General features: G+C 46.7%; 20 protein-coding genes and 1 pseudogene. 12 read left to right on the forward strand and 9 right to left on the reverse strand.

Features of this window, described 5'->3' with window-relative positions; translation table 11 throughout:
• Positions 1–35 precede the first annotated feature (35 nt).
• The 10 genes and pseudogenes from LEP1GSC061_RS11155 to LEP1GSC061_RS11195 all read left to right on the forward strand — a co-directional run bounded on the left by LEP1GSC061_RS11155 (position 36) and on the right by LEP1GSC061_RS11195 (position 10063).
• A complete protein-coding gene (locus tag LEP1GSC061_RS11155) occupies positions 36–650 on the forward strand; it encodes an LIC20036 family protein (protein ID WP_016545519.1) in 615 nt (204 codons plus the stop codon).
• A gap of 15 nt (positions 651–665) precedes the next feature.
• Positions 666–1676, forward strand: coding sequence for an AAA family ATPase (locus LEP1GSC061_RS11160; RefSeq protein WP_016545696.1), 1011 nt, complete (start codon positions 666–668; stop codon positions 1674–1676).
• A 13-nt stretch (positions 1677–1689) separates the two neighbouring features.
• The gene (locus LEP1GSC061_RS11165; protein WP_016545601.1) at positions 1690–2514 is read left to right on the forward strand and encodes a DUF58 domain-containing protein; all 825 of its coding nucleotides are present in this window, start codon (positions 1690–1692) and stop codon (positions 2512–2514) included.
• Positions 2511–3404: an LB_053 family protein gene (locus tag LEP1GSC061_RS11170; RefSeq protein WP_016545579.1), complete on the forward strand. Its 894-nt coding sequence runs from the start codon at positions 2511–2513 to the stop codon at positions 3402–3404. Before LEP1GSC061_RS11165 ends, LEP1GSC061_RS11170 begins: the two co-directional genes overlap by 4 nt.
• A complete protein-coding gene (gene batA, locus LEP1GSC061_RS11175; protein WP_016545505.1) occupies positions 3401–4345 on the forward strand; it encodes a VWA domain-containing protein BatA in 945 nt (314 codons plus the stop codon). The genes LEP1GSC061_RS11170 and batA overlap by 4 nt, the downstream gene beginning before the upstream one ends.
• Positions 4342–5367: pseudogene (gene batB, locus LEP1GSC061_RS22040) on the forward strand (VWA domain-containing protein BatB); the annotation flags it as partial. The gene batA and the pseudogene batB, both read left to right, overlap by 4 nt.
• A gap of 69 nt (positions 5368–5436) precedes the next feature.
• Complete coding sequence (batC, locus tag LEP1GSC061_RS22045) at positions 5437–6054, forward strand: TPR repeat-containing protein BatC (RefSeq protein ID WP_332248701.1); 618 nt, start codon at positions 5437–5439, stop codon at positions 6052–6054.
• A complete protein-coding gene (locus LEP1GSC061_RS11185) occupies positions 6051–7655 on the forward strand; it encodes a BatD family protein (RefSeq protein WP_016545508.1) in 1605 nt (534 codons plus the stop codon). The genes batC and LEP1GSC061_RS11185 overlap by 4 nt, the downstream gene beginning before the upstream one ends.
• A complete protein-coding gene (gene htpG, locus LEP1GSC061_RS11190; RefSeq protein ID WP_016545590.1) occupies positions 7652–9487 on the forward strand; it encodes a molecular chaperone HtpG in 1836 nt (611 codons plus the stop codon). The genes LEP1GSC061_RS11185 and htpG overlap by 4 nt, the downstream gene beginning before the upstream one ends.
• Before the next feature lie 51 nt (positions 9488–9538).
• Complete coding sequence (locus tag LEP1GSC061_RS11195; RefSeq protein WP_016545598.1) at positions 9539–10063, forward strand: hypothetical protein; 525 nt, start codon at positions 9539–9541, stop codon at positions 10061–10063.
• Here LEP1GSC061_RS11195 and LEP1GSC061_RS11200 read toward each other — a convergent pair.
• Positions 10044–10541 (reverse strand): hypothetical protein, encoded by a 498-nt coding sequence (locus LEP1GSC061_RS11200; RefSeq protein WP_040508624.1) that lies wholly within the window; start codon positions 10539–10541, stop codon positions 10044–10046. The genes LEP1GSC061_RS11195 and LEP1GSC061_RS11200 overlap by 20 nt on opposite strands.
• A 110-nt stretch (positions 10542–10651) precedes the next feature.
• On the opposite strand from LEP1GSC061_RS11200, the gene LEP1GSC061_RS11205 reads away from it, so the two are divergent.
• Positions 10652–12313: a PhoX family protein gene (locus LEP1GSC061_RS11205; protein ID WP_016545521.1), complete on the forward strand. Its 1662-nt coding sequence runs from the start codon at positions 10652–10654 to the stop codon at positions 12311–12313.
• On the opposite strand, the gene LEP1GSC061_RS11210 is transcribed toward LEP1GSC061_RS11205, so the two are convergent.
• The 3 genes from LEP1GSC061_RS11210 to LEP1GSC061_RS11220 are packed head-to-tail and all read right to left on the reverse strand — an operon-like array spanning position 12310 to position 15977.
• Positions 12310–12657, reverse strand: a complete 348-nt coding sequence (locus LEP1GSC061_RS11210; protein WP_040508562.1) for an STAS domain-containing protein — start codon at positions 12655–12657, stop codon at positions 12310–12312. The two genes, LEP1GSC061_RS11205 and LEP1GSC061_RS11210, sit on opposite strands and share 4 nt — an antisense overlap.
• Positions 12650–13552 carry an NAD(+)/NADH kinase gene (locus LEP1GSC061_RS11215; RefSeq protein ID WP_016545495.1) on the reverse strand — a complete coding sequence of 301 codons (903 nt, stop codon included), beginning with the start codon at positions 13550–13552 and terminating at the stop codon, positions 12650–12652. Before LEP1GSC061_RS11215 ends, LEP1GSC061_RS11210 begins: the two co-directional genes overlap by 8 nt.
• 46 nt (positions 13553–13598) lie before the next feature.
• Positions 13599–15977 (reverse strand): SpoIIE family protein phosphatase, encoded by a 2379-nt coding sequence (locus tag LEP1GSC061_RS11220; protein ID WP_016545756.1) that lies wholly within the window; start codon positions 15975–15977, stop codon positions 13599–13601.
• Positions 15978–16304: 327 nt separating this feature from the next.
• Here LEP1GSC061_RS11220 and LEP1GSC061_RS11225 point away from each other — a divergent pair, with 327 nt between their 5' ends.
• Positions 16305–16784, forward strand: coding sequence for a hypothetical protein (locus tag LEP1GSC061_RS11225; protein WP_040508626.1), 480 nt, complete (start codon positions 16305–16307; stop codon positions 16782–16784).
• 49 nt (positions 16785–16833) lie between these two features.
• Here LEP1GSC061_RS11225 and LEP1GSC061_RS11230 read toward each other — a convergent pair whose 3' ends face one another.
• From LEP1GSC061_RS11230 to LEP1GSC061_RS11250, 5 genes are all read right to left on the reverse strand, one after another.
• Complete coding sequence (locus LEP1GSC061_RS11230; RefSeq protein WP_016545673.1) at positions 16834–17640, reverse strand: acyl-CoA desaturase; 807 nt, start codon at positions 17638–17640, stop codon at positions 16834–16836.
• Positions 17641–17926: 286 nt separating this feature from the next.
• On the reverse strand, positions 17927–19165 hold the full coding sequence (locus LEP1GSC061_RS11235) for an ankyrin repeat domain-containing protein (RefSeq protein WP_016545748.1): 1239 nt from the start codon (positions 19163–19165) through the stop codon (positions 17927–17929).
• A gap of 66 nt (positions 19166–19231) precedes the next feature.
• Complete coding sequence (locus LEP1GSC061_RS11240) at positions 19232–20611, reverse strand: hypothetical protein (protein ID WP_156844547.1); 1380 nt, start codon at positions 20609–20611, stop codon at positions 19232–19234.
• A gap of 888 nt (positions 20612–21499) precedes the next feature.
• Positions 21500–22453, reverse strand: coding sequence for a P-loop NTPase family protein (locus LEP1GSC061_RS11245; RefSeq protein WP_016545650.1), 954 nt, complete (start codon positions 22451–22453; stop codon positions 21500–21502).
• Positions 22454–22460: 7 nt separating this feature from the next.
• Positions 22461–24473, reverse strand: a complete 2013-nt coding sequence (locus LEP1GSC061_RS11250; protein WP_016545561.1) for a protein meaA — start codon at positions 24471–24473, stop codon at positions 22461–22463.
• Between the last annotated feature and the right edge of the window lie 60 nt (positions 24474–24533).

Here is a 24533-nt window from a genome sequence, read left to right on the forward strand (position 1 = left end):
TGCCCGACGATTCTATAATTCAGGAAATATAAAGTTTGCAACAGACCATCGGCAGAGCGGATATAAAAAAAATTCTCCTGGGCTTTCTCATCGCGGCCCCCTTGTTCTATATTCTAGGATATTGTACCAAGGGGTGTTCTTCGGTCGATCGACGAGCCAAAGTCACGTATAGCGGCTCTTTTACGGAAGGGACCTTGGTTTCCATCGATTCCAAAAAAGTGGTTCTTAAGGATCCGGATTCCGAGATTCCCTTGGAAACCGTAGAGAAGATAGAATTTATCGAAGACGCCCAAAGTTTGGGTACTTCTGAAGTTCCTTTATCGGATGCGGAAAAGGCTTTCGTAGGAACTTATAAACTCCAGGTGGGAGTGCATAAGGGTGCGCTAAGCATTTTTCCCAGAAAAACCGGCGGGATCGGCGCTACTATGAGATTCACCAATTGGGGTAGGGGATCCAACGAGATCCTAACAGGAGTCAGAGTAAGCGGAAAATCCATACGTTTTATCCGTTCCTGCAGCGGATCCAGATGTTCGGAGATCGGAAGCAATACTCCGTTTACTCAAACGTATACCGGCGATCTGGACGGTAAGAAAATACTGGGCGCCTATCAGGGGACGAATAGTTCGGGACGTTGGACTGCCGAGCGTTAATTAGGTTATTATAATATGGAATCTCCAACAAACACACAAGAGAATTCGCCCTTAGCGGAAGCGGAGATCAAATTCGCTAAAGAAGTCTTGGATAAGATTCGCCAGGAGCTTACGCGAGAAATCACCGGGCAAGACTCGGTGATTCGGAATCTTCTTATCTCGTTGGCTTGCCAGGGCCACGTTTTATTGGAAGGGATGCCCGGTTTGGCCAAAACTCTTCTGGCCAAATCCTTATCTTCCGCTTTGGATCTGGATTTCAAGAGAGTGCAATTCACTCCGGATCTTTTGCCAGCGGATCTTGTGGGAACGGTCGTATTCAATCCTAAAAACGGTGAATTTCATACTCGTAAAGGTCCTATCTTTACGGGAGTCCTTTTGGCGGATGAGATCAATAGAGCTCCGGCCAAAGTACAGTCGGCTCTTTTGGAATGTATGGAAGAGAAAACCGTCACCATAGGGGAGAATACTTTTCCTCTGGAGAGACCTTTTTTGGTTTTGGCGACCGAAAACCCAATCGATCAGGACGGGACTTATCCGCTTCCGGAAGCTCAGATGGATCGTTTCTTTATGAAAGTCCAGGTGGAGTATCCCGATATGGACGAGGAACTTTCCATTCTGGAACAACACGGTAATCTGAATCCGACTCCTAAGCGTATTCGAAAAATCGCAAGTTCCAAGGATATCCTAAAGGTATCCTCACTAGTGGATCGAGTGCATGTGGAACCAAAGCTCAAGAGTTATATTGTAAGACTTGTGAGAAACACAAGGCCTGAAGAAAAAACGGTACCGGAACTTCTGCCATACGTGAGACACGGCGCTTCTCCTCGTGCGAGCCTCAGTCTTCTTAAGGCCTCCAAGGCTCGGGCTCTTTGGGACGGCAGGGATTACGTCGTTCCCGAAGACGTTAAGGCATCGTTACCCGAAATATTAAGGCATAGGATTCTCCTTACATTCGAGGCGATTTCCGAGGACGTAGGCGTGGAGTCGGTCATTCGCATCGTGTCCGATGCGACACAGGTGCTCTGATCGGAAAAACATTATGCTTCGCAAAGAATACCAAGGCTTAGTCCAGCTTTTGGATTTCAAAGAAAGAGGATTTTCTCTCCGAGAAAGGCAGGGTACTGCCATTAGTTCCCGAAAGGGCAGGGGAGTGGATTTCAAAGACGTTCGCCCTTATTCGGTCGGGGACGATACTCGTCTTATCGATTGGAACGTTACCTCCCGTTTGGGAGAATTGCATGTGCGGGAATTCAACGAGGAGAAAGAGAGGATAGGCGTATTCTTTCTGGACGTATCCGAATCCATGGATTGGAGCAGTTCGGAATGGACCAAGGCGGAGAATGCGTTTCAGGTACTTGCCTTGCTTGTACTTCTATATGTTCGCAAAGGAAATCTTGCGAAGATATTTCTCTATTCGGACAAAATGGAATGGGAAACCGGTTATCTTCGTACGATAGAAGAGGCGATTCCCGCCTTGGAAAAGGCGAGAAGCTTTTCCCATAACAAAAAGAAAACGGATCCGAAAATTCCTTATACCTTATTGAAGAATCGGATCCGGAAATACACGGACTCCTATATTCTATCCGATTTTCACGGGTTGCCTTCTCTCCGGAAACTCACTGGTCTTCGAAAATTCCACGCTCTACATGCGATCCGATTCCTGGATCCCCTCGAGTTTTCCGCTCCCGCATACATGCTTTCCTATTTTAGAGGCAAAGACCCGGAGACGGAAAGCATGCCTAGAACAAGAGAAGGGGATATACGTTCGAATTTGGAGCAATTGTTCAAGTCCCGGTATTTGGAGTTGGATGGTAGCGAGTCCGACCCCTCCCGACTTTTATCCTATTGGAGAAGTCTCGGATGAGAGCCGATTTTTTGCGCCGACATTTTCCCGAGATTCGTAAGATCATTGTATTTTATGTTTTTTTAATTATAGCTACTCCCGTTTTCGCTTGGGAAGAGGCTTGGATTCCGGAAAAGGTATCTATAGGAGAGAATGCGGAATATTCCCTAATCTTTCAAAAAGGGGAGATAGTCCTATCCGAACCCTTGTCCAAGGGGATCCATCCGGATCCGAATTCTCCCGATCTTCCTTTGTTGGAGATATTGTCCTACGAATCCTCCGAAGATTCTTTGAAAATCACGGCGGCCTATTACGCTCCCGGGAAATTCTCGCTTCCTATCTCCTGGAAGGACGCGAGCGGCCGGGAATTCCGTTCCGAAAAGGTGCTGACGGTTCTCTCTTCTTTGGGAGAAAAAGATTCTTCTCCCGAGGACATACTGCCTCCTCTGGAATTCTCGGGTCCGTACTTTTGGAAATTGGCCGCGTGGATTTCAGCCTTCCTGGCAATGGGGCTTGCCGCTTTTTACGCTTGGTATCTGCATAGGACTAGATCGAAGGAACCTGTGGATGCTCTTGTGGAGGCAAACCCTTGGATTCAGAAAATTCTAATTTACGAAAATCGATTGGATGAACTGCTCCAAGCTTCCCCGATAGGGGCGAGGGATTTTTATAGGGCTCTTTCGGGGTATATTCGGGAAAGCTTGGCTCAGAAAATGCTGTCCTCGTTCGCTCATTTGACCGAGGCAGAACTTTTTTCCAAGATATACGAGTCCTTTCCTATCGACGGAGAGGAAGTCAAGAATTGGGAAAATTTACTGCGCAAGTCCCAGTATTCCGGAAACGAAGCGGAATTGAGCCGAGAAGAGGCGGTAGAGGCCTGGGATTATTGGAAGGGAGTCTTGGGGCCATGACGGATTGGGAAGCTCCATACTACCTTCTTCTCTTATTGCCTATTTGGATATGGACGGTGTATTCTTTCTGGAAAGGAAACTCTGTATTGAGTTACGATCTTCGTCTTCCCGGCTCCGGTAAGGAAGAAAGTAAGAATCTAAAAGAGATTCTCTCCGGATATTTCCCTTTTATTAGGCCTATCGCTCTCAGCCTATTCGTGATCGCACTTGCCGGACCGGGTAGAAGTTACAGATTCCTTCCGGATGAAAGACAAGGAGTGGATATCATGTTGGCATTGGACGTTTCCGGATCCATGTCCAAGAGCAGAGACTTCTTACCCGAAACTAGATTAGGAGTTTCTAAAAAACTACTGAAGGAATTCATTCGAAGAAGGGAATCGGATCGCCTTGGGCTCGTAGTCTTCGCAGGAGCGGCTTATCTGCAATCTCCTTTAACTAGTGATCGTTCTACTCTGGAGGAAATTATAAACGCCGCGGAAGAGGAGACCGTTCCCGAGCAAGGCACCGCGATTGGAGACGCAGTAATTCTTTCCTCCTACAGATTGAGACGATCTCCCGCTCGTTCCAGAGTGATCGTTCTTATCACGGACGGAGTTTCCAATACGGGCAGGATCGATCCGGTGACTGCGACGGAAATCGCCAAAGGAGTCGGAATCAAGATCTATTCCATAGGGATCGGGAAAGAAGATCAGTCCTACGAAGTGAATTTCGATATTCTTGCCGAACTTTCCAAAACGACCGGAGGCATCTTCTATCGTGCGGAAGATGTGAGTCAATTGCGGGAGGTCCTGGCTTCCATCGATGCGTTGGAGAAGGATCCCTTGGCACTTCCTCCGGAAGAGGTTCGGGAGACGGACGCCTTATTGTTTCTTTTATATGCTTTAGCTCTTCTGGGCTTGGACTTGTTCCTACGCACCTGGACATTTCGGTATTACGCATGACGGAAGAGTTCCTACAGTCTTTTTGGATCGTAATAGGAATCGTATTCGTCTCTTATGCGGTCATAAGAATCGGTTTTTATTTTCTTTGGAACCGCTGGAGAAGGAGTTATCCGGGTCTCGGAAGGGAGTCCATAGTTCCTTCTCTTTGGATAGCTCTTTTGCGGATCGTTCTGTTGGGTTCGGCACTCTGTATCTCTTACTTAGCCTTTCGTCCTTATGAAGGTCCTCGCTTAAAGGAGGAGGAAGCTTCCCAAGGCGTGGACTTTCTCTTCTTAGTGGATACCAGCCTCTCCATGCAAGCGACGGATACCGCCCCGACCCGAATGGCAAGGGTAAAGGAAACGATTTTGCGGATTCTTCCTGGGCTATCCGGCAATCGCTTCGGGATGATCGTTTTTGCGGGTTCCCCCTTTTTATACTGCCCTATGACATCCGATATAGGGGCCTTTTCGGACTACGTGAGGGGCCTGGATGTGGATATCGTCGGGGATCGAGGCACAGACCTGGCCGCGGCTTTCCAAAAGGCGGAAGATTTGCTGAAGTCGAATCGGGTCTTTCGGAACCGGATTCTTGTTTTGATTTCCGACGGAGAAGATGTACAATCTCCGGGGACATTTTCCTTTCCGGCCGATGTATGGGTCTGGTCCGTAGGAACTCCAACAGGGGGATCGATCGCCTATACCGACGACGGTTCGAATCTTTCCGGGTATCTCACGAAGGACGGCTCCTTGGCTCCTTATGAAAATTCTCCGGGAGTGGTGATCTCTAAAGCGAATCTTCCTTTCTTAAAGTCTATCGCCGAGGAGAATGGAGGCAGGTTCCTGGATTTGGACAGAGAGTCCCCGAATCCGAAGGAAATCCGTTCCTGGTTGGAATCCATGGATAAGAATACGAACAAAAGGATCCGTAATTTGCGCCGCGCGGAAGGATACAGGAAGTATCTTTTGCCCGTAGTATTGCTTCTTTTATTCGATTTCATTTTCCTAGAGTTCATAGGAAAGTATCTGAATTCATCCCGGAGGAGAAATCTTTCGGCTGCTATTTTGCTTTTTGGAATATTCTTTTTTCATAAGGAAGCCTCCGCAGTAGAGTTGGATCCGGGCGGGAATCGGATCCAAGAAGGTAGGAATTCCTACGAAAGCGGAGACTACCAGGGTGCCTTGGAAAAATATAAGGAAGCTGAACCTTATTTTCCCGAGGATCCGCGATTGGATTTCAATCGAGGTTCTTCGAAATATAAATCGGGAGATCTGGACGGTGCGATCCGTCATTTCGAGAAAAGTGCCGACTCCAAAGACCCTAAAGTTCGGGCCATGTCCCATTTTAATCTCGGAAACGCCTATCTGAAATTAGGCGACCGAAAGAAGGCCGCGGAGCATTATCTTCGTTCCTTGAAAGAAGATCCGAATTTGGAATCAGCCAGGAAGAATTTGGAATGGCTCCGAAAAATGCCTCCTCCACAAAACGGAAAAAACCCCCAGGAAAATGAAAAGTCGGAAAGTGGCAAAGGAGAACAAATCAAGCCGGGTCTCTCCACGGAAGATCGCAATTCTTCCCGCAAAGGTGAGAAGGGACAGGTCGGTAAAGATTCCAAGTCTAAGAATAAATCCAAGGCCGAAGAGGAATTGGATAGAATCATGGAATCCATGGACTTGGATTCCGTAAGGCGCAAGAGTCCCGGATCGAGAAGCCGAGAGGTGTTTTGGTGAAAATCAGAGTTTTTATCATTCTATTTTTCTTATTCTCGATAGCGGATCTATTTGCGGGGGACCCGAAATTCTATCTTAGCCAAACCAGAGCGGAGTTGGGAGAACCCGTTTTCGTAATCGTAGAAGCCGAGGGCTCCGCCGAAGTCAGAGTGATAGAGAAGGAATTCCAAGGGCATGGAATACGCGCGGTATACTGGGGCATGGAAGATAGCACCACTATCGTCAACTTCAAGGCGTATCGAAAAAAGCTACTGAAGTATAGATTGGTCGTATCCGCTCCGGGTAAATACTCCGTGCCTGAAGTAGCGGTGGATGTGGAGGGTAAAAGATACGGGGCCAGCGGCTTGATGGTGGAATTCGGGCCCCGGCGAGCGGCCACACGAAATCCGAATTCGATTTGGAATCGTTTCTTTTCCACGGAAGATACCCAGGGTCCTGCCGACGGGGACTTGAAAGTGGTTTTCCAACTGGACAAAAAGGAAGTTTGGGTAGGAGAGCCGGTTCTGGGCTTCTTTGCATTATATTATAGAAATGCAATACGTCCTTATTTCGATCGGGATCCCTCCAGTTCCATAGAATTTCCCTATTTCCGAAGCGAAGTGATTGCGGGAGTGGGGCTTACGATACCGGAGTCCGTAATATACGAAGGAGTGCAATACGATACGTCTCCTTATAATAAGGAATTCTTCGTCCTCACTCCACTCAAAAGGGGAGAATTCTCCCTAGGATCCACCGGTTTTCATTTAGAGGGACAATTACAATCGTACTTTCATATGAGAACTGTCAAAACGATTCCGGGTAGAATACAAGTCCGGGATCTTCCTCTTCCTTCTCCTCCGAGCTTCGGAGGCGCTGTAGGCAAATTCGAAATGACTTTGGAGGATATCCCGAGGGAAACGAGCCTGGGAGATCCTTTTCAATTCCGACTCGTTCTTCGCGGAAAAGGAAATCTATCCTCTATCAAGGATCCGTTACGTTTGTCCTGTCCTGAACGGGATTGTTATCCGGATATCACATTCTTACAACTCCGTCCCCAAAAGGAATTCAAGGAATTGGATCCGGGAGAATACGGTTTTTATTTGAATCATTCTTTTTCTTACTCGGTTCTTCCGAAGGCGGAGGGAACCTGGCAGGAGTCGGACCTGAAATTCTCCTATTTCGATCCGAAGTCCGGGAAATATACCGATGTCTCGGTTCGATTTCCTCCGGTGCATGTAGGACCTCCTCGCCCTAAATCGAATCTTCCCGAATCGGAGAAAAGTTCGGGCGTGAGTTACGGATACGTATGGATTCTGACTTTGGGGATTTTTGCGGGGGCTCTGGGATTTTTCTTAACCGTATATTGGAAAGGTAAGTTTGCGGCGGAAAGATTATTGAAACGCTTGGATCTTTGGATCGGCTCCAAAAGGGGTTTTGTTTTGAAGCATTCCGCGCTTTCCCGGGGACTATCGGAGGAGGAGGCGAGCCTGATTGCCGGTTGGAAGTCGGAGGATATTCCACTTACGGAAACGTATAAAAGACTAGGCCCCGCTTCTAAGACTGCTTTATTGAAGATCGCAGATCGATTAATGCTAAACGTAAAGGAGGATGAAACTCGATGAGCGAAGAAGTGAAAGGAAAAATCTCGGTCGAAACCGAGAACATATTCCCAATTATTAAAAAATGGTTATATTCGGAAAAGGATATTTTTCTAAGAGAGTTGGTTTCCAACGCTTGCGACGCTATTGCGAAGCTGAAAAAAATTTCCTTAAGCGAAGAATTCGAAGGCGGAACCGATTATCGGATCGATTTGGACTTCGATCAGAAGGAGAGGACCCTTACGATCCGGGATAACGGAATCGGAATGAGCGAAGAGGAGGTGAATAAATACATCAACCAAATCGCCTTTTCGGGAGCGGAGGAATTCGTAAAACAATATCAATCCGAAGGTGACAAACCGGAGATCATCGGGCATTTCGGATTGGGTTTCTATTCCAGCTTCATGGTGTCCTCTAAGGTAAGAATTGAAACCAAGTCCTACCGAAAGGGTAGTCAAGGAGTGGTTTGGGAGAGTGAGTCCGGAACCGAATTCAGTCTTAAGGCGGGAGATAAATCCGACAGAGGAACCCGGATCACTCTGTTTATGGATTCGGATTCGGGAGAATACCTGGATGCCTGGAAACTCAAGGAGCTAGTCCGGAAATATTGCGATTTTCTTCCCGTCCCGATTTATGTTAAGGAAGAACAGGCCAATAAGCAAACCCCGCTGTGGAGCGAGCAACCGTCTTCCGTAAAGAAGGAACAATACCAGGAATTCTATAGTTATCTTTTCCCTTTCGCGGGAGAGCCGCTCTTCCATGTTCATTTAAACGTAGACTATCCTTTCCGTCTGCAGGGGATCTTGTATTTTCCTAGGCTCAAGCACGAGTTGGACGCCAATCGCATGGGTATCAAACTCTATTGCAACCATGTGTTCGTGTCGGATGAAGCTAAGGAATTGGTTCCGCAATTTCTAACGGTCCTGCAAGGAACCCTGGATATCCCGGATCTTCCTCTTAACGTATCCCGCTCGTATCTACAGAACGATCCTTTGGTAAAAAAGATTTCCGGACATATCGTGAAGAAGGTTTCGGACAAATTACAGGAAGAATTTAAGAAGAATCCGGAAGAGTTCCGTAAGAACTGGGATGAGATTTCTTTGTTCGTGAAATACGGGCTCATGACGGACGAAAAATTCTACGAGTCCGCAAAGGACCTCATATTCTTCCGTTCTTCCGACGGAGAATTGACCAAACTGGAAGATTATCTGGAACGCAATAAGGAGAAGAACGCAGGAAAAATATATTACGCTAACGAAGCGGAGCTTTCTTCCGTATATATGGATCTATTGAAATCCCAGGGCTTGGAAGCCTTGCTCGTGGATTCCAGGATCGACAATCACTTCCTACAATTCCTGGAGAGCAAGAACGCCGACTGGGTTTTTCAAAGAGTGGATTCCGAGTTAGCGGACCAAGTATTGGACAAGGAAGCTTCTCCCGATCTAGCGGATTCTCAAAACCAGACCGTGGAAGAAAAACTGAAGACCATCTTTAGCAAGGCGATTTCCAAAGAAGGAGTAGAGATCAAAACCGAGGCTCTTAAATCGGAAGAGGTTCCTGCGGTCATTCTTCTCCCGGAACATATTCGTCGTTTGGCGGAGATGGGGCAGATCTACGGCCAAAAGCCGGTTGATTTCCTAAAGAATCATACTCTTTTAGTGAATCGAAAATCCAAACTGATCCAAAATCTGGTTTCCTTGCAGCAAGGGCTTCACCCGGAGAAAGCGGAAAAATTGGCTAGATCCGTATATGATCTGGCGCTTTTGGGTGCCAAGCTTTTGGGCGAGGGGGAGATCGGTGATCTGATCCGGCGCCAAAGGGAATTGTTGGAGGACCTTTCCTCGGACAGGACCTAAAAAACGAAGGGGAAAATCGGGGACTCTACCGATATCTTTAATGGTACCGGTATGCGGAAGCCGATTTTCCTAACTGCAATTCTTCTATCTTTTTTCCTTTCCGCGGGCCTTCATTCTCAGGAGGCCGGAAAGAATAAACCCGCCTCCGAAGAGGAGAACGAAATCCATAAAGACGGCAAGTCTCTGGATAAGGAATACTACGAGTATTATTTCAAGACTCTTCCCGATATCGACCAACTTGAAAAGGCCAAACTGGAATACAATCTGATCCGTTCCTTGAAGCTGGAATTGAGAAAAAGAGACACGGAGAAGATGAACTCCGAGGAATTAAAGAAAGTCAACGCGAGTTCCGTGCGTTACGAGAGGGTCTTCGAAGATTCCATTTGGATGCGAGGGATCCGCAAACAGATGCAACACCTTAAATTTAGGGAGTATATGTACGTCGTGGTGTACGACAAATACTATTGCTTTATTTCCTACGAAATGAATCCCGCCAGATACATTTTGGAGCCGTATCAGGTGCAGCTTATCTTTAAGAAAGAGAATCCTTTTACTACTACTCCGCCTCAGCCTTAAAGGTTTTGTAATAGAAGCTTAAGAGAACGAGCCCCACCGAAAAGGCGATCCCGAACAAGAAAAACATTTCCATAAAAGAATGGCTCGGAGGAGCGGCGGTGTTGCCTACGATCCTTCCTAAAATTCGCGTCTTTCCTAAATTATTCCAAGTGCGGGTCCGTACTTGTACAGTGTCGCCCACCCTCATTCTCCGATTGGTGAGCTCGTCCACTTCTTCCGTAACTTCGAATTTTTTTCCCTGCTCGTCGGGAACTAAATAGGTATAAACGTGGACAGTTCTGCCCAATTTGTTCAGTTTCGTGTCCTCGACCAGGACTCCGAATTCCTTGGCACCTCCGGGCAGGGAGAGAAACCGATAGATGGAATCCAGGCTTTTGCCTTCCCAATAAACCACGCCGAATAAAGGTAGGAAGAACGCCAGAGAGACCCATCCCATGATAAACAGAATCTTGTAAAACGGGGTAGAATACGGTTTCATCGGCAAGTTCTTAGCATCTTTTTGCTTGCGGATTATTACAACCAAGTTTCCTTTTTCGTCCTCCGGAAAAAACGGATGGTCCAAGCTCTCGGGGAGAAAAATATTTGAGTATGCGTCTGTCTCGATCGGATTTTCTAAAATATTTGGGCAAGGGAATGATCGCCCTTGCCGCCTCCAGAACGATCGATCTTTGGGCCAAGGATCTCCCCAAATCGAATTCTAAAAAAAAGCCCGCGGTTCTTCCTACGGAGAAGATCTCCTCTGCTAAGATTCCCGGTCCGAATTTCAAACCGGTTCGACCTAACACGAAAGACGATCTCATTTTGCCTAACGGCTTTACCTACGATGTAATCGCTATATACGGGGACAGGATTAATCCGAACGGGGACACTTTCGGATTCGCAGCCGATTTTAATTGCTTCTTTCCGTTTCCTAAAGACAAAGACTCGGCATTACTCTGGACTAATCACGAATATTTAAACGAATTAGAATATTATGTAAATGGATACGACTTCCAGGCCAAGGGTCCGAACACTAGGACTCCCGAGCAGATTCAAAAATATCTGTATTCTCTGGGAGGTTCGGTGACCCATCTCAGACGAAAGAATGGGACCTGGGTTTTGGATCCGGATTCCGAATACGGAAGGAGAATCCACGGTAAGACGGAGTTCCTACTGAAAGGTCCCGCTTCCGGATCCGATGCGATTAGCGGAAAGACCAAAGCGATCGGCAGCTTTGCGAATTGTTCCGGTGGGAAGACTTACTGGGATACCGTACTTTCCTGCGAAGAGAACTTCGACGGAGTAGTCGCGGATTGTAAATTGGAGGATGAGAGGGAATACGGATGGATCATAGAAGTGGATCCTTTCGACCCTAAATCCGTTCCGGTGAAGCATACCGCTTTAGGTAGGTTCGCGCATGAGAACGCCGCATTAACGCTTTCCAAAAACGGAAAATTGGTTGTCTATATGGGAGACGACTCCAAGGACCAATGCGTTTATAAATTCGTTTCCGAGGAAAAATACGACGCAAAGAAGGGCAAAGACAATTCCAAACTCTTGGAAAAGGGAACCCTATACGTTGGCAACTTCGAGAAATGCGTTTGGGTCCCTTTGGATCTGGAAAAAAATCCTCATCTAAAGAACGCGCAAGCCTCGGATGGGAAACCTAGATTTAAGGACCAAGGTGACGTTCTAGTGGAATGTAGGGAGGCCGCAAAGGTCGCAGGCGGGACTCCAATGGATAGACCCGAGGATCTGGAAGTCCATCCTTTGGATGGGAGCGTATTCGTTGCGTTCACCAATAACGATAAGCATGGGAATTTCTACGGACAAATCGTAAGAATCAAAGAAGAAGGTTCCGACGCGGAAGCCGATCGATTCGAGTTCGAGGTATTCGTAGCGGGCGGAGGAAAGAGCGGGTTCTCGTCTCCAGACAATCTGGCTTTCGATTCTTCCGGAAATCTTTGGATGGTGACGGATATGACCACCAAGCTTTTGGGAAAATCCATCTTTAAGAAATACGGCAATAACGGAATGTTTTTCATCCCGACAAGCGGGCCCGAGTCAGGAAAGGCGTTTCAATTCGCTTCGGCTCCTATAGGAAGCGAGCTTACGGGACCTTGGTTTTCTCCCGAGGAGGATTTTCTATTTTTATCCGTGCAACATCCCGGCGAAGACACGAAGGATTACGATCTTCCTACGAGTAGATGGCCGCACCTGAAAAAAGGGGATATCCCCAGGCCGGGCGTGGTCGCGATTCGAAGAGTTTAGTGCTTTAAGCAGGCGGCGATCGCGTCTTCTTCCTTTTCGAAATGAGAGAAGGGTTTCCAGAGTCCCAGAAGATTGAAGATTTGTATCACCTTCTCTCCCGCTTCGGTAAGTAGGAGCTTTTTGCCTTCCTGAGAGAGGCGATTCTTGAGTTCGAAAATGGCACGGATTCCCGAACTGGAAACGTATTTCAGATCGGATAAGTTCAGGACCGTATTGCCCGCATGACCGGCATCCAATACCTTCTCTTTAAACGTGGGAAAGGTGGACTCGTCTAAACGACCGGATATTAAGTAAATCTTAATATCGTGTCCGGCATCCTGCTCTATAATCTTCAAGCTATCCATTCTTCTTAACTACCACCCGTAACCGTTCCGGAGAAACCGAGAAATCCGCCTTCGCCCCGGGAGGAAAATCGTAGATTCTTTCGGCCAAGGAATCTATGGAGATTCCCCCTCGCATTTCCGAGATTAGACGAAACGAATCCCGCACAGTGAAGTGATCCAATTTATATTTTTGGTTTTCCTTCTTGCGTAATTCCCTACAGTACACTTTGAAATAGGGCTCCTGCTTGTCAAAGCTTACGTCTCTGTTTTCGCAAGACATAACCCAACCAGTGGACCCGGCACCCGTATAGACCAAAAGTCCCGAGCATTTCTGCTCTTCGGTGATTCCTTCGTGGGAAATAAGAAACCGACTCGTGAGATCCGGGCTATTGTTCCTAATAGAGATCTCGCTGATTCCTTGGAAGGTTTTAATCTCGCTCCCGTCAGGGTATTCTATTCGGACGTCTATTCTGGGCCATTCTTCTATTTCGATTCCCGCCCAGTTCTCGGAGACCGCTTTGGCGATATCCGAAGTATGAAAGGAGAGTAGGGCGCCGACGGAGGTTTTAGGATCCGAGTTGCATCCTAAAACCAGATTTTCCAGTGCATGGTGAGCCACATAGGTAAAGTGATTGTCTCCGCCTAAAGCGATCACCAGATCGAATGCGGAAATATCCAAGGAGTCCAATTCTTCCCGGAAGACGAAGACTCCTTTCGGAAAGAGCGCTTTCAATTCTTCCCTGCTTTGAAGCTGTCTTTCGTGGGAACTATAGATTCTGGAGAAGGAATCGTTTTGGATAGAGGCGATTCTTTTGAATTCCTCGAGGTTCCCGTAGGCATCCACCTCCAATTCGTATTTGGTTCTCTTGATGACTACGAGTACGGATTCGGGTTTTTTTCGCATTTCCGAGGGCATGGATTATCTATTTCGACGAAGGATCCCGCCCTGGAAAACGAAAAAATCAGACCAATACGGGCTCCGAACTGCTGTTTGTTTCGGAATCTTTATCGGCCAAAAGTCGCTTCAATACGGCCATCGTGGCCTTGAATTTCATCCTACTTCCGGTCAGTCGGTACAACGCCACTAGATGCTTTAGATTACGGATATTTTCCGGTTCTCTGGATCTGAGTTTCTCCGAGAATTCCAGAGACTTCCAATAATCCTTGGTTTTTCGAAGACAATAGGAAACGTAGAAGATGTACTCGTTGTCGAAGGGAATTCTCGCCAAATAGGCTTCGGAATATTTCGCTCCCGATTCGTAATCCTTGGCGTTGATGGAGATCCTCGCCAACTGTTTATAAAGGGCCGGGTCCGAATCGTCGATGGACAATGCCTGTAAAAACGCCTTCTTGGTCTTTTCGGAGTTTCCTTTCTTGTATTCCTTGATTCCGATTTGAATGAGCCTGTTGTATTCTTCGGATACGATCTTTGCCGGTGCGGATTCCGAAACAGTCTTGTATCCGATACTCATAAGGCTAAGGTCATCGGAGATCTCTCCTGCGGCGGAGATCAATCTCTCCAGATCCTCCAGATTTCCTCCGGATAGTTCCACGAAACGTAGGAACAGATTTTCGTCCTCGTTCATCACAGGATCCGCGAAGTTCGGATCGTTTAGCAGAATATCGTCTCTTCCGTCCGATCCCAAAAATATCAGATCTCCCGGCTCCAATTTATCCACTCTTACTAAAGGCTCGGGGGTATTCTCAGAGAATCCCAACTTGCGAAGAGCGAATTCGGAATCCAGGAAGGAGGCTTTTCCGTCCCGGAACAAAACCATATTCGGGTGTTCCGCATTGAAGGAATAGAGAGCTCCCGTTTCCTCGTCCAATAGACAGATCAACGCGGAAACTAGCATGGTTCCGTCGAATGTTACGAAAACGTTTTGTAGTTCCGTATAACAATCCTTTAACCATTTTTCCGGAGTCTTTCTTTGGTTGGTTCTGGAAAGCTGGGTTCTGGTTACGATCGCTTTGAAAACGGTTCCCATAACCAAGGCCCCGCCGGCGCCCTGGATGGATTTTCCCATTGCGTCTGAGTTCATGATGACCAGATATTTCCTGCCGTAGAGAAGGATTTCGCTGACTGAGACAAGGTCCCCGCCGATATCCGACTCTCTCTTACGGAAGGTGAACGTCTTCTTCTGTTTCAGGATTCCTCTGATCTTAGTGGAAGGGCTTTCGTACTTGGTCGTCGCTAAGGGACGTAGGAGCAGGGAAGTGAGATAATAATCTCCGTCCTGTTTTTCCTTCAGGGCGCGCAGGTCATCCAGAGTTTCCTGGAGTTCCTTCGTCTTCTCCACCACCTTTTTCTCCAAAAACATCTGGTGGTCCAAGAGATCCTTCTTCATCTGGATGAACACTTCCGCCATTTCTCCTAACTCGTCGGAGCGATCCAGATCCACGATCTTGGATTCGTCCTCGCTCGGATTCTGCATGGCGAAGTTCAAAGCCTTGACCGCGTCTATGATATCCCGGGAGAATCGGTAGGAAGCGAAAAGAATGCCTCCGAAGACCGCGAGAGCGATGAGTCCGCAATAGACCCATAGATTACGCGTGGATTCGTATAGTTCGGTTTCGTCGATGAGAAGTAGGAAGTCCAACGTAAGATTGCTTAAGCCTTTATTCTCATAAGGTACTTCGGTAAGATAGAAATGTCTGCCTTGGAAGGTGAATCTGGAATTTTTCGACCATTCTTCCGGTTTTTTCTCCTTTAGAAAGGTGGCGATCATCTGATCCGAGGTGGAGATTAGTTTACCTTTCTCGTAGATGGCGAGATGCACGTCTTCCGACCCGGTGATGGTTTGGATGAATTTATCGTCGACCACCTGGCCCACCATCATCAATCCTCCGTTCCGGAGAGGAGCGGTTACCCTCAAGCCGAGACCGCTATGACCGATCTCCAGAGTGGATGCAATTCTTCCTTGTAGAGCTTCCTGAACGATCTTTTGTCCGGATTTGTCGTCTCCGTAGTCAGCAGGACGATGGAAGCGGAAAAACACCTTTCCTTTGGAATCGTGGATCTCGAAAATTGAAAGCCCGTATTGGCTCATGATTCCCTTAACGTATTCCAAATTGGCTTGGAGAATCCCCCGATTATTCAGGCCGTTTTCCAGTATAGAAAGAGTCTTCGGGTTTCTTTCTATCTCTTTCAGCAGGAGTCGAATCACTTCTTCCTTATGTTTGAGTTCCTTCCGGAACTCCAAGGACCGGTCCAAGGCCCTTTTGTCTTGGGGTTCGTTTTTCACCCGGTCGATCATCTGGATGAAAGTAATCGCAAGAATAAGAACTAGAAGGAGCTGACTTGCACCTAGTATTAAAAATATCTTTTGTCTAAAACTCATAGTTCGGTTCCGGAAATTCAGATTTCCCAGGATGGGGAGGCCGCTTTTTGTTTTTAGCCTTGTTCTCCTTCAGATAGAAGGAAAGCCATAAGCTAAACCCTAAAGATCCCAACGGTACTAAGGATTCGTGAAAATCAGGTTACAAAAAGCGATCTTCGCCTAAGATTCTGTTAGTCGGTTTGGGTTTCCGACCGACTTCGTGACAAGAGATCCGAAACCGTCGATCCGTTTTCGGGTCCTAAAAATCGATCTTCCAGGGTGGAAAATCCTTCCCGACCGAAGTTGGGAGGCTTGACGAGAGACGGAAACGTAAAAAACTTACGACAGATGAGCGAATCGGATACTGGCCAGCAGGGATTTCCCTTTAATCCCTTACAAGACTTCGTATTGGGAGAAGTCTTAGACCGAACGTTACAACGTTTAGGTATTCCGAAGCCGGAAACCGAGACGGCGATTCTTTCCCATTTACCTACGGGCAAGACTCAATTCGTCTTCACCCCCAATGCCAAAAAACAAATCCAGCTACAGAGTATGCCCGTGGAATTGAGAGGCTTCTTGGAATCGGGAAAAGATTCGGAGATAGTCCGCATTCTTCGCAAGACCATTCAGGAAGAGGGAAGATTGGATTTGGCTTTGGAGCTGATCGAATGGATCTTTACCGGATTCGAGAACGAACAACTAGTGCGCTCCTTATTCTCTCTCGTTCTGAACGATAAGATTCCACTTCCGACCGAATTTTATTCTATTCTTAAGGAAGAATACGATAAGGAAATGCGGGGAGATTTGGATCGCCTGAAAGAAGAATAAAAAAGCCGCGAGGTTCGCGGCTTTTTTAGAAGTTTTCCTTACGAGACGATTAAGCTACGTCTGCAAGGGGAGAAGGAGCGGTGCCGGGAAGTTCTTTCCTTCCTTTTTCGGTCCAAACCGCCCTTTGTATACGGATAATCCCCAGAAAATGCAGGACTTTCATCACTTGATAGGTTAGGTCCAACTCGAACCAACGAAATGCGAAGTTCGGAGAGTTCGGATGGGCGTGGTGGTTGTTCTGATACAATTCTCCCAGGATCAAGAAGTCTACCGCAAGAGTATTCTTGGAATTGTCGGGATTCTTATCGTGGTTACGATAACCGTACATATGGCCGCACCAGTTTACGATCGCTCCGTGAGTCGGTCCCATAAGGTAATGGATCGGGAGTAGGGCATAAAGCCATTCCGCACCCGCAGGAACAAAAGCCATATAGAATAGAGTGTAGGAAGTACCGAAGAACAAACGTACGAACCAAGCGTCCGCAAAACGATCGAATCCAGGCATCTCCGGATAATTTCCTCTGAACTCTTTCTCCACTTCCTCTTTGCGATTGAGGATATCCTCGTAAACCACGGCGGTGGTCCACATCATATCGAAGAAACCTTTGGAAGCCACTGGAGAATGCGGATCTTTTGCGGTATCGCTATAAGCGTGGTGTCTGCGGTGCAGAATCGCATAAGCGCGAGGGTTCAAGTAGGAAGAACCTTGTACTACGAATGTGAAAAGATAGAAGAACTTTTCCCAGAATTTATTGAGTTTGAACATCTGGTGAGCGGAATAACGATGCAAATAAAACGACTGAACAAATGCGGCTAAAAACCAATGCGCCGCAAAGAAACTTAGGATGATTGCCATGAAGGGCTCCTTTCTATTTGTCGTATAGGAGTTCTCGGAAACCGGATTGTTGCAAAAAAGTAGGAAGAGTTTTCCGATTTCCTTACCGGAAACCGGATTTGGCAGATTTTACGGAATTTTAGGAGACAGAATTAAAAGGATTTCTCTACCTTTTTAGTCCTTGGGTAGTACCTGCTTCTTTCGGACTCTTTTCCGGCGCTGGATTCGGTCGGGGGCATTTTCCGACCCAAAATGCAAGGACGCGAATATACGTCCTTTATGCACCGGGGCCGGATAGATAGGGAGCTTATTTCCTTGGGTTCGGAATGTTCGGTTTTTTGAATGCCGCCCGACTACGAGTGCCGCCTTGGCTCTCCAAAAATTCAGCGATGTCCTTTTTTTCGTAAGCTAGAGCTAGTGTTAAAGGAGTGTATCCTTCCGCCTGTGCGTTTATGGAGGCGTTTCTCTTTACAAGATCTTTGACTACATTCGGTAAATCGAATACGATCGCAAGATGAATCGGTTTCCATCCCATATAATCCGCGTTCGGATCCGCTCCTGCCGATAAAGCCTTCAGGGATTTTTCCTCGTCCTTAGCGTAAAGGCTTGAGATTAGGATTCTATTCTGCGCCTGCTTCTCTTCTTCCGAAATGGAAGGCTTAGGATCCTCCGAATTTTGAGGAGAAGAGGATCCTAAAATCGTATTCGGATCTCCGGCAAAAGCATAATCGTAAACCGGCTTGAGTGTAGGGGGTTTGGTATGATAGAACAACTCGGAGCCCGAGTTTGTAGGATGAGATAGCTTGGTTACTTCCTTAGGATTCGTTTGGCTCAGATAGATTTCTCCGAAATTCTTTTGAGTGAAGATAAGCGCCAAAATCGTCTGAGCGGTCCAGGGTGCCCAGGTGGCGAAATAACCCTTGTATCCGGTTCCCAAAAACGGAGCGGAATACATAGAGATTCTTTTCTTGGCTTCCTCGTCCCGGATGACTCCCATATCGTAGGCCATATTACCCGCGGTGAAGCAGGCTCCCAGAAAAAGAACCACGGCATCGGGGGCCGGTTTCAATCCGGAGGAAATCTGTTCGTTGGACACGAATTCCTTTCCGAGATAAAATCCTCCTACAGTTTTTTGATCGTAAGGCGGATTGTCCAAATTGGTGCCCACTCCATGGCCTGCATACAGAATAAAATTAGAATTCTTTGATGCACTGCGGATTTCGGACCAAGGATTATTCGGTGGATAGAATTCGGATACGCTTACTCCTCGATCGGCGAGGACCTTGACTAGACTTTTCATATTAGTCACATATTCCCTGGTCTTAGGACCGTCGTTTCCGTCCACTTCTCCCACGATAGCTACCGCTTTGAGTCCGGACCCGGAAATCTTAGGAGCCGGAAGTTCCGCCCTCTTTTTGATTCCGGAGAGATTTTCTCCCACTGCGGATTTGGGGTGGACCGGCTGGGCGAACAAAGAAGAGGTCCCGAAGAAGAGAAGTAGAAGCGAAACGGAAAGGAATCCTAAATGCCTGGAAATAAATTTCATTCGCAGGATCTTATACGGGAATCGGCTCCTGTCAAGAGATTCGTTTCCGGGAAATTCTTCTTTATTTTATCGGCAGGGCCCGGCAGCGATTTCTATACCTGCAAAATCGATACTTCCCGAACCTTCTTTCCTTAAGGAAACTTTCACTTTTCCTGTTTTAGAAATGAATAAGGGGATTTGCGTAGGTAAATAGTCTTTCTTATTTTCCGGAAGTAGAAAGGAACGGTTTACGGTTTCGACCTTCCCTTGGGAAACAATTACTCTAAAATTCTCTTTCGATGTTGTTGGGGTTGACGAAGCCCCATATATCTCAATGCAATACTCACCGGAACTAAAATAGGCTACGGTATCATAAGGGATAATGTTTACGCTCGTTCCGGATAGTAAAGGTGGTTCGCCAAAGCGAAAGGATGTGCGACCGGAAATCGGAATGGAGGGCTGGCCCCAGTTGCATTCGTAAATCGGCTCTATTTCCAGCCTACCGTTAAAAAAAGTGAAGTACTTCCGTAAATGCAAAGTATAAGGAATGTGTGTCCAATCCCAGATCTTTTGCTCGATCGGCTTCTTATTACAATCTCTCCAATTTATGCGTATGTCCGGATCGAAAACATACGAGGCATGAGCCCAAGTTGAAATCAGGAAGGTCAAGAGGAGAATTATTCTTAAGAGTATCTTTTTGTGAGAGAAAGAAATAACTGGAACGAGCAATAAAACAAATTGAGGAGCCAGATCGCTTAGAAATCTCGGGCCGTAACTTCCTCCCGCCCACCATATCGTATACCGCGAATAGAAGAGGAGATATGCGATTATAATTAGGAGTTGTCCAAACAAAAAGGTGCGGAAATGTTGTTTTGCAAGGATTACTCCCAACAAACAGAAAATAAAAATCGGAGAAAAAACCCCTAGTCCAAAACCAGGGCTCCAGAGCATACCGGGCAAATTTTCCCGGAGAGACCCGTTGAATAGGTTTGGACCGCCTTTATTTGCATAGGCCTGTAAGAAACTAGGATATCCTCCCTGGATATCCGAATAAATCTGATAATTAGCTCCGGCTAAGATGGAAATTGAAGCTATAAATCCTAAACTAGTTAAAGCCAATACATGCAATCGTATTTCTTTGTCTAATTTCGGAATAATTAAAAATAGAAAATAGATGCCGTAGGCACCTGCTATTAACAGCGCTGTCGGCCGAATGAACGGAAATGTTCCAAGTAAGAATCCGAAAAAAAACCAATATGGGACGTGATAAGATTTGAAATCCAATAGATATTGGATAACGAGAATAGAGGCAAGTACAATAAAGCCATGCTGCCATAAGGTTTGTGAAGATATAGAGAATTGAGTGGAGGCAAAGGAAAATATTAAGGTCAATAACACCGCGCTACGTAGAGAAATGCGCTTTTGAAAAATTAAGAAAATGCGATATGCTGAGAAGGCCGCTATCAAAGAAGCAGTGAATTTTTCTAGGTAATATAAAGGGAATAACGTATCAGGAGAAATTCCTCGGAAGTCGGGATTCGGAAAGGAGATCCCGACTGTCTTTAGGATTAAGAAGCTTGCGAAATTGAATAATCCGGGTAAAATCGGGTAACTTCCGTAAAGTTTACTATCACTCCATATTATATAATAGGGATGTCGCAGAAAATCGCCGTTTGGAAGTCTTGTGTAGGCGTCAAGGCTTGTCGGATCGGATCGGAACTCGGCCGCAGGGATCGGTGCGTGTAAGATGAAGAATTCATTTAAGTCGAAGTTTCCCTCGTTCCAGAGGGAAAACGGCATCAATTTTGCCGGAACGCTATCCCCAAAGCTGAAGATGAGTCGGCTGAAAGTATAAATAAAAAAAGAAGGCAAAAAGACGAAAAAGAAAGGGTTCTCCTTCATTGTTTTAGCGCAAGCGGATCGCAAAGAGCCGTTCTCTTTCTTTTTGGATATTGCAATGATTGCAAAGCCGATTATGAGAGACAGTAAGAACACGACCTTTCCGTTTTCGAAATCTTTCCGCTCGGGGTCTTCCATTTCGAAAAAAAGGAACGTGTATATTCCCAATATGATTGATAAGAAGGATTTTACATATATTTCGACATGGTTAATATGTTCCCGCTTTCGTATTGAAAGATAACCGATTGTAAAGCAGATGAACGAAAGTGAAATACCGAAGATCGGAACGCTTGCGGGGCCGTTAAAGCCGATGAGTCTACCGAGGCAAGCACCTATAATTGTTGCTCCAAGAAATAAAGGCGTAGACGTATTCTGTCTTGTTATTAAATTCTTTAAGATATTCATGATGAGTAATCGGTAAGTTTATTTGGTTTTTCGTTCGATCTTAGGGGATTCTTATCTGAATTTCTTTTTGACTGCGGCAGAGAAAGTTTCTTCCAGATTCTCGAAGGTCTCTCCGCTTTTTAGTCCAAGCTCTTCTAAGACGCCTAACCCGAAATTCCCGTATTCTCCCTTGACCCATTTTCTAAGCTGGAGATCGGTTTCGTTTCGTCTTTCCGGATCCGGTTTTTGGGAAACGATGAATTCCAGAAGTTCTTTGATTCCCTTCTTTGTCTTTACGCTAGTCAGGAAGATGGGGGGAATTTTTCCTCCCGGGACGATTTCTTTCAGGAATTCCAAGGTAGTGGAAAGGGTATGAAAACTGGCACGAGCGAGCGATTCTTCATCGCATTTATTTAATATGAATGCGTTGGGGACTTCCATAATCCCGCTCTTCATGAATTGGATTTGGTCTCCTCCGAGAGGGACCATTACTAAGAAGGAAAGATCCGAGAGTTTGGAAACCTCGATTTCATTTTGGCCGATTCCAACAGTTTCCACGAAGACCAAATCGAAAAAGCAGCGTAGCAACCGGATCACATGGTATGTGTAAGGATTTAGTCCTCCTAGCTCCAATTGACTAGGTTGAGAACGGAAGAAGATCCTTTTCTCTCGAGTGGGCAGAGATAGGCGAGTTCTGTCTCCGAGAAGAGAGCCCCCGCTGATATGACTGGACGGATCTATGGCGACTATGGCCATCTTCTTTTTTTCTTGGTGGGCGAGAAACTCGGTGGAGATTTCTCCTAGAAGCGAGGACTTGCCCGCCCCGGGAGTTCCCGTAAAACCTACGGTTAAGGATTTGCCTCCAGAGAATCCTGCTTCGCGTAATTCTCGGAATAGGATCTTACGGAATTCGAAGGAATTCGGTTTCTCTAGTTCGCTGATCAGCTTGGCGAGAGGATATTTCTCTCCCAGGGAAGCCTCTCGAATCAGTTCTTTTAATTCTTCCTGGGCAAGCCTTGCCGCCATATCTACGTTATACGGCGATCGGCGCCTTGGATACGATATCGATGATTCGATCCATTACATCCATTAGATCGTAATCTTTAGGAGTGAAAATCGCTTTGACTCCGATCTGTTGCAATCTTTGGAAGTCCGGTTGAGGAATAATTCCTCCGAATACTACGGGGATATCCGCTTTATAATGCTTCAATTCCGCGAAGATTTGCTCTGCGAGTTCGATATGGGATCCGGAAAGAATGGATACCCCGATCACGTTCGCATTTTCTTCGACTGCGGATTGTACGATTTCCTCCGGAGTAAGACGGATTCCGGAGTAAATCACGTCGAATCCTGCATGCTTCGCGGAAACAGCGATCATTTCTGCGCCGTTGGAATGACCGTCTAAACCGGGTTTGCCGACTACGATTTTAGGTCTCGCTCCGTTTGCCTTCAGGTATTTCTCCACCTTGGCGCGGACGTTAACCACTTTGTCGGACTCCAGATTCAGTTTTTGTCCTTCCACTCCGGTTGCCGGACGGTATTCTCCGAATACTTTGCGAAGCGTATCGGCCCATTCTCCCGTGGAGACCAATGCCTTGGCGCATTCTACGGAAGCGAACATTAGGTTCTTTCCGTTTCTTGCATCGTCTTCGAGTCGGGCGAGGCTTTCCTCAACTTTCTTGGCATCTCGTCTGGATTTAACGTCGGCCAAAACTTTCAGAGTTTGCTCCGCGGACTTAGGATCTACTTTGAAGATCCCTCCGTCCGGATCGTTGGTAAGAGGGGAGGGGATACCTTCTTTCCATTTATTCTTACCTACGATGATAAGTTCGTCGTTATTGATCTTGGCAAGGCGTTCCGCTTGGGATTTTACGAGCTGGGATTTCATGTATCCGTTCTCGATCGCCTTGATGGCTCCGCCCATTTCCTTGATCTTTGCGATCTCTTTCTTGGCATTCTCGACCAGATCTTTTACTTTGCTTTCCACTACTTTGGAGCCTTCGAAAAGATCCGGGTATTCTAGTAGATCGGTTTCGTAAGCGAGGACCTGTTGGAGACGAAGAGACCATTGTTGGTCCCAAGGGCGAGGTAATGAAAGTGCTTCGTTCCACGCCGGAAGCTGCAATGCTCGGCATCTTGCATCCTTGCTTAAGGTCACTCCCAAGGCTTCGATGAGAATTCTCCAAGCGTTGTTCTCCGGTTGCTCTTCGGTAAGTCCCAAAGAGTTCACCTGTACTCCGTATCGGAAACGGCGGTATTTCTCGCTTTTGACCTCGTAAGTATCTTTGGTGATGTCTTCCCACATATCGGAGAATGCACGCATCTTGCACATTTCTTCGATGAATCGGATTCCCGCGTTTACGAAGAAGGAGATCCTACCTACGCATTGCTCGAATTCATCGTGAGTGAAACAATTTCTATCTTTAACCGCGTCCAGGATCGCCATGCCTGTGGCTAGGGCAAAAGCCAACTCTTGCACGGGAGTGGCTCCCGCTTCTTGGAGATGGTAGGAACAAATATTGGAGGGGTTCCATTTTGGAATCCTCTTTAGGCAATATTCGTACATATCCACGATAATTCGGATGGAATGCTCGGGCGGGAAAATATAGGTTCCCCGAGCCAGGTATTCTTTGATTATGTCGTTTTGGGTGGTTCCCTGGAGTTTGGAAACGTCTTCTCCTCTTTCTTCGGCGAGGGCTACATAAAGGGAAAGAAGCCACATGGAAGTACCGTTGATGGTCATGGAGGTATTCATCTCTTCGATCGGGATCTGATCAAAGAGGATTCGGAAATCTTCCAGAGTATTGATAGGAACTCCTACTTTTCCGATTTCGGGTCTCGCGATTGCGTGATCGGAGCTATAACCGCATTGGGTGGGAAGATCGAAGGCGATGGACAAGCCTGTCTGGCCTTTTGCCAAATTTTTGCGGAAGAGTTCGTTGGATTCCTTCGCGTTCGTATGTCCCGCGTAGGTTCGGAAGATCCAAGCCGCTTCTTTTGTGGGGTTTCCAGCCTTATCGTAAAGGATATGGTCTTTTTTTTCCATCTTCTTGTCCTCGGAATATGCCTCTAAGTTTAGTTCAAAATGTGTTGGTATAATTTCACC

The sequence above is a fragment of the Leptospira wolffii serovar Khorat str. Khorat-H2 genome (assembly GCF_000306115.2).
GTDB classification, from domain to species: Bacteria; Spirochaetota; Leptospiria; order Leptospirales; family Leptospiraceae; genus Leptospira_B; species Leptospira_B wolffii.

Excerpts from the sequence above, each read along its gene's own strand:
- LEP1GSC061_RS11215 (WP_016545495.1), bottom strand. The coding sequence starts at position 13,552 with ATGCCCTCGGAAATGCGAAAAAAACCCGAATCCGTACTCGTAGTCATC.
- LEP1GSC061_RS11225 (WP_040508626.1), top strand. The coding sequence starts at position 16,305 with ATGAGCGAATCGGATACTGGCCAGCAGGGATTTCCCTTTAATCCCTTA.
- LEP1GSC061_RS11250 (WP_016545561.1), bottom strand. The coding sequence starts at position 24,473 with ATGGAAAAAAAAGACCATATCCTTTACGATAAGGCTGGAAACCCCACA.
- LEP1GSC061_RS11170 (WP_016545579.1), top strand. The coding sequence starts at position 2,511 with ATGAGAGCCGATTTTTTGCGCCGACATTTTCCCGAGATTCGTAAGATC.
- LEP1GSC061_RS11205 (WP_016545521.1), top strand. The coding sequence starts at position 10,652 with ATGCGTCTGTCTCGATCGGATTTTCTAAAATATTTGGGCAAGGGAATG.
- LEP1GSC061_RS11235 (WP_016545748.1), bottom strand. The coding sequence starts at position 19,165 with ATGAAATTTATTTCCAGGCATTTAGGATTCCTTTCCGTTTCGCTTCTA.
- LEP1GSC061_RS11220 (WP_016545756.1), bottom strand. The coding sequence starts at position 15,977 with ATGAGTTTTAGACAAAAGATATTTTTAATACTAGGTGCAAGTCAGCTC.
- LEP1GSC061_RS11160 (WP_016545696.1), top strand. The coding sequence starts at position 666 with ATGGAATCTCCAACAAACACACAAGAGAATTCGCCCTTAGCGGAAGCG.
- LEP1GSC061_RS11200 (WP_040508624.1), bottom strand. The coding sequence starts at position 10,541 with ATGAAACCGTATTCTACCCCGTTTTACAAGATTCTGTTTATCATGGGA.
- htpG (WP_016545590.1), top strand. The coding sequence starts at position 7,652 with ATGAGCGAAGAAGTGAAAGGAAAAATCTCGGTCGAAACCGAGAACATA.
- LEP1GSC061_RS11195 (WP_016545598.1), top strand. The coding sequence starts at position 9,539 with ATGCGGAAGCCGATTTTCCTAACTGCAATTCTTCTATCTTTTTTCCTT.
- batA (WP_016545505.1), top strand. The coding sequence starts at position 3,401 with ATGACGGATTGGGAAGCTCCATACTACCTTCTTCTCTTATTGCCTATT.
- LEP1GSC061_RS11165 (WP_016545601.1), top strand. The coding sequence starts at position 1,690 with ATGCTTCGCAAAGAATACCAAGGCTTAGTCCAGCTTTTGGATTTCAAA.
- LEP1GSC061_RS11230 (WP_016545673.1), bottom strand. The coding sequence starts at position 17,640 with ATGGCAATCATCCTAAGTTTCTTTGCGGCGCATTGGTTTTTAGCCGCA.
- LEP1GSC061_RS11245 (WP_016545650.1), bottom strand. The coding sequence starts at position 22,453 with ATGGCGGCAAGGCTTGCCCAGGAAGAATTAAAAGAACTGATTCGAGAG.
- LEP1GSC061_RS11210 (WP_040508562.1), bottom strand. The coding sequence starts at position 12,657 with ATGGATAGCTTGAAGATTATAGAGCAGGATGCCGGACACGATATTAAG.